Source organism: Brachyspira pilosicoli (assembly GCF_019402445.1).
In the GTDB taxonomy this organism is placed as follows: domain Bacteria; phylum Spirochaetota; class Brachyspiria; order Brachyspirales; family Brachyspiraceae; genus Brachyspira; species Brachyspira pilosicoli_B.
Window position 1 is genome coordinate 1 of the sequence record NZ_SRZM01000341.1, and the last position, 5,159, is coordinate 5,159.

Genomic DNA, 5,159 nt, shown 5'->3' on the forward strand with positions numbered 1-5,159 from the left:
AATATTAGATTATGGTGATAATAGAGTATATGGTGAGGGACTGCTTTCTTCTTCTGATGGAGTTAATAAGTTTACGGCTTTACTTAAAGATGCTGATAATAGTGGAGTTGTTGCTTTAGATGCTTCTATTAATCAAAATAATGTATTTGGAAAGCTCACTATATCTGATTTGCCTTTTAATCTTACTACGGCAGGTGGAATGTATGGTATCATTACTGCCAATGCCACTGTAATAGGGCTTCTTAATGACCCTGTTGTATATTTAGATAAGTTTAATATAAAAGACTTTGAAATTCTAGGCGATAGATATGATGTATCTTTAACTGGTTATTATAAAACAGATGAGCTTGAAATAAAAGATGTACTTATGAGTAAAACAGGCTCTATTGGTATTGTAAAATCAAGAACATTTAAAAAGACGGGCGAACAGTTAAAAATACCTTATGCTTATTTTTCAAAAGATTTGCATAATATGACTGTAGAGGTTGATAAGTTATCTTATTTGAGTACTTATTCAGGCACCATTAATTATAATATGCGTTCTTTAGCCGATGGAAGCAAGGAGTTTAGAATACAAACAACACCTATTATAATTAATAAAAGAAAGCTTCCAGAGTTTGGCACTATAGTAAATTATAAAAAAGATTATATTACTTTTGAAAACAATAAAAGTCACGGTATATCTGGAAGTATTTCTAATATAGATGGAATTAATGAAACAGCATTAAGATATGTTTATGATGATTATAATATTCTCAATATTGACGGTACTGTAAAAGATACAGGTAAAGACCAAGTGGATTTGCTTCTCACATCTGATAGACTTAATGTAGAGATATTTGAGATATTTAATGTATTATTTACAGAGATACAATCAGCACCAACTAATTTTATGGTTGATAATAAGCCTTATACTTTATATGCAAAGGTTCATGGACCTAAAGACGATATTGCAATTAATGGAAGATTTTTAGGACACGGCAAGAAGGTAAAAATAGCATATTTCTCTGACGTGTTTGACAGTACAGTTGTAGATTTTAATTTTGATGGAAACATGTTTAATGTAAATAATCTTACATTTACTTATAAGGGTAAGAAGAATCTATCTATTACAGGCGAAGCTGAAATATTTAAAAACAATATAAATTACATGGCTTTTGATTTGCTTTCATCAGATGAACAGTTAGGTCTTTTAAACGGTTCATTAGACCTCAATGTTGTAAAAATAAAAGGACCTTTACACATAGATTTACAAGTTGGAGGAAATATAGCAGAACCAAGAATAGGCGGAACATTAACATTAATGAAAAGCGATGTTCAATTATCTATCAATCCTCAAAACACATATAAAGAGCATGTTTATGGAATGGCTAGTAAAATTTATTGGGACTTTGTTATAGAGGCTTGGCAGCAGGTGAGAGTTGCTCACAATTTGGTTGGAGATGTTTATCTTGAAGACGGCTCTAAAATGAGTGTATACAGTACATTGAGAGACGGATTAGAATTAGAAGGTACTATTAATTTTGACAGAGGAAGTATATATTATTTACAAAATGTTTATCAAATAGAAAATGGTACTTTAACATTCCCAGATGTTAATAGTTATGACCCTATAATAGAGGCAACTGCTTTTACATACAAAAAATATTATTCTCCAAATACTACAGTTTCTTCTGATTCTTTGGAATATCAAAACTCTGGAGAGAGTGTTACGCTTTATATGGAGATGAATGCCCGTGTTTCTCAATTATTAACCGACAGCACAGGCGGTATTTCTCCTGTAAAATTCTACACTATTCCTTCGCTTGGACAGTATCAGGTTAATCAATTAGCAGGCATACCTCAGGGTACTTTTGGTAATAGAGAAAATCAAGTTTATGCCGAGAATTTCAACAGTATAAACTCTGCTAACAATATGAATAATGCTCAATTGCAGCAGCTTACTATGAATTATAGTGATTTAATATTGAGAAGTACTGTTTTAAGACCAGTAGAGCGTTGGGTAAGGCAGTTTTTGGGTATAGATTATATTAACTTAAGCCCTACGGTGGTAAATAACTTATTGTTTGTTACAAATAACAATAATCTTAGTGCTTCTTCCGTTTGGGATAACACTAGCGTAGGGATAGGAAAATATATTTCTAAGTATTTGTATTTGAAATATGATGTTACTTATAGAGTTAATGATGCTTCAAGACCTAGTGAGTTAGGAAGACCAGTGGACGCTTATTATTTTGACCATCAATTTGGATTTGAGGTGTCTTTACTAAAAAATTACAGACTTGCAAATTTTGTATTTGAGTATAAAATTAACCCTTTCAATATAAAAGGAACAGGACAAGACTTTAACATAGTTACGCGTTGGAGATTTTAGTGAAATTTATAAAGAATCGTTTTATTATTTTTATTACTATACTTTTAACTGCTTTTTTATTTTTGAGGGCGGCTGAAAGTGATTTTGACAATTTACAAACTTCACAAAATATTGCAGTCTATGAAGGTCTTACTATTAAAGATATAATAGTTACAGGCGAAGTAAGACTTACTGAGGATCAAGTAAAAAATAATTTCCCCATTAAAAAAGGAAGTAAATTTGCTAGAGCTGAAATTAATAATGCCATAAAAAGTTTATTTAATACAGAATCATTCGACAGGGTTGCTATAGATGTTACTAGAGAAGATGACGGTATCATACTTAATATAGTTGTAGCAGAGAGATTTATCATTAAAGATATAATATACAATGGAAATAAGCGTTTAAGCAGAACAGCATTAAATGATGCCATAAAACCTATAATGCGTGTGGGAGACCCTTATATACCTCAGAAGTTAAATGATGCTGTTAATGCCATTATTACCAACTATCAAGACAAAGGATATTTAAAGGCTTATGTTGAGCCAAAGGTTACAGAAGATAAAGAGGCTTCTGATGTTGTAATAGAGATGAATATTGTAGAGGGTAATGAGGTTAAAGTATCTAGTATTCGTTTTCATGGTAATACTCACTTCTCTCCTAATGAATTAAAAAGACAAATGTCTACAAAAGAAAATGGTTTCTTATCTTTGGGTAAGTTTAATGAGTTTAAGTTTGAAGAAGATAAGTCTAAAATAGTAAAGTATTATGCTGATAGAGGTTATTACAAGGCTAAGGTAAATAATGTTCGATATACTTATCAATGGAGAGACCCGCAGGTAAAAAATGAGCAGGATTTGATTATAGATATTTACATCACAGAAGGTGATAAATATTATTTTGGAGATATAGGGTTTAAAGGTAATTTTGTTATACCTTCAGATGTTATACAGGCGGATATAAAATCTAAAAAGGGTGCTTTATATAATTATACTTATCACATGGCTGATTATCAGGGTATACAAAATAAATATTCTGAAAAGGGTTATATATTTAGACAAGTTATTCCTGTTATATCAGTTAATGAAGAGAATAAAATAGTTAATATAATGTATGATATAGTTGAAAACGATAAAGCACATATAGAAAATATTACAATATCAGGAAACACTAAAACTAAAGACTTTGTTATACAGAGATATATTGATATAAAACCTGGTGAGGTATTTAACTCTGCTAAAATACAGCGTGTACAAGAGAGATTATATAATACGCAATTCTTTGATAATATAGGCATAAATGTAAAACCTGGTTCTGCCGAAGGGCTTATGGAGCTTGGACTTAATGTTACTGATGGTAAGTCAGCTATGGTGTCTGGAGGAGGTGGTTTCTCTACTGGTTCTGGTTTTAAGGTGTTTGCTTCTATTAGAGAAAACAACTTCTTAGGAAGAGGTTTACAATTAGGTTTAAGTGGTGAGTTTGGTCAGACTCAAAAGAGAATAGCGGTTAACTTTGCAGAGCCTTATTTGCTTAATTTGCCTATATATTTGGGATTTGATTTATCTTACTTTAATGAAAGTGTTAATACAGGTGACCAAATAGGTACAGACCAATTTGGACTTCCTAAATATTCTTATTATACAAGACATGGTTTTGAAGGTATTGCTAGAGTTGGTTATTATTTCTTTGATTACTACTCAACTTTCTTAACATTTGACACCATTGTACAGCAGTATCAGCAGTGGTATGACCAAGGAGCAAGCGATGCAGGTCCAGACCATGTATTGAATGACATTAGAAAATATTTGGTTCATAGAATAAATAAAAAAGACGGAAGTTTCCAAAGATGGCAAAGTGATTGGTTTACTACTTTTATAGTGTCATACTCACTTCTTAGAGACAGCAGAAACGATTATCTTAACCCTACAAAGGGAAGTTTCTTAAGAGGTACAGTGGACTTCTACTTTAACCATACTCAGTTAATGAGATTAAATGCTACAGGATTCTTAGCTATACCTGCTACTAAATGGTTATCATTTGCATTCTATGGTGAGATTGGTCAGATTATAGCTATTCCAGGTCTTCCTATTCAAAACGATGCAGATGTACTTTATTATCTTAACCCATTTGAAGATGTTAGAGGTTGGGATACTTCTAAATATACAATATTTAAATATAATAGAGGTTTAAGTACTTATGACTTGCCTAATGAAAATGGTCAAAAAGATTCTTGGAGTTATGGTAGAGCTAAAGTGAGGTTCTTTGCAGAGCTTCGTATACCTATTATACCAAAAACTTTGGGATTGGTTGGTTTTCTTGATGCAGGTCAATTATGGCTTCCTCATTCTACAGGGCTTAATTTTGACGGTGATGCTTATAATTATCCTTCACAATTTATGGATATTAAGGATATATTTGACCCTTCACAATATATGTATTCTGTAGGTTTTGGTTTGAGACTTACTATACCTATATTTAATATTAGATTTTATTTTGCTAAGAGATTTGTTTATAATAAAGAAGATATTGGATTTGGTAAGGGATTCCAAGACTTTGAGGGTGATACTTATTCTCCTCTTGGTAAATGGCTTGGAAGAGGTTGGGGCATTGCCTTTACAATGAACCATCCATTCTATTAAAATTATATATTGCTATTTTGCTGTTTTTATTATAATTTTTATTATATTTATAAATAATTTGTCAGTAAAATATAAAAGGAGAAAATAAATTATGAAAAAATATTATATTTTTGGCTTAATGTTTTTGTCTTTTTTAGTTATATCTGTAGTAAGTCCTAGGCTTTTTA

2 protein-coding genes are annotated in these 5,159 nt (G+C 31.2%); both read left to right on the forward strand.

The genetic code is table 11. The features are described 5' to 3' along the window. A partial coding sequence (locus tag E6A48_RS10415) for a translocation/assembly module TamB domain-containing protein (protein WP_219710136.1) occupies positions 1–2,374 on the forward strand: 2,374 nt, incomplete at its 5' end. Next, positions 2,374–4,992: an outer membrane protein assembly factor BamA gene (gene bamA / locus E6A48_RS10420; protein WP_219710137.1), complete on the forward strand. Its 2,619-nt coding sequence runs from the start codon at positions 2,374–2,376 to the stop codon at positions 4,990–4,992. The genes E6A48_RS10415 and bamA, both read left to right, overlap by 1 nt. The last annotated feature ends 167 nt before the right edge of the window (positions 4,993–5,159 follow it).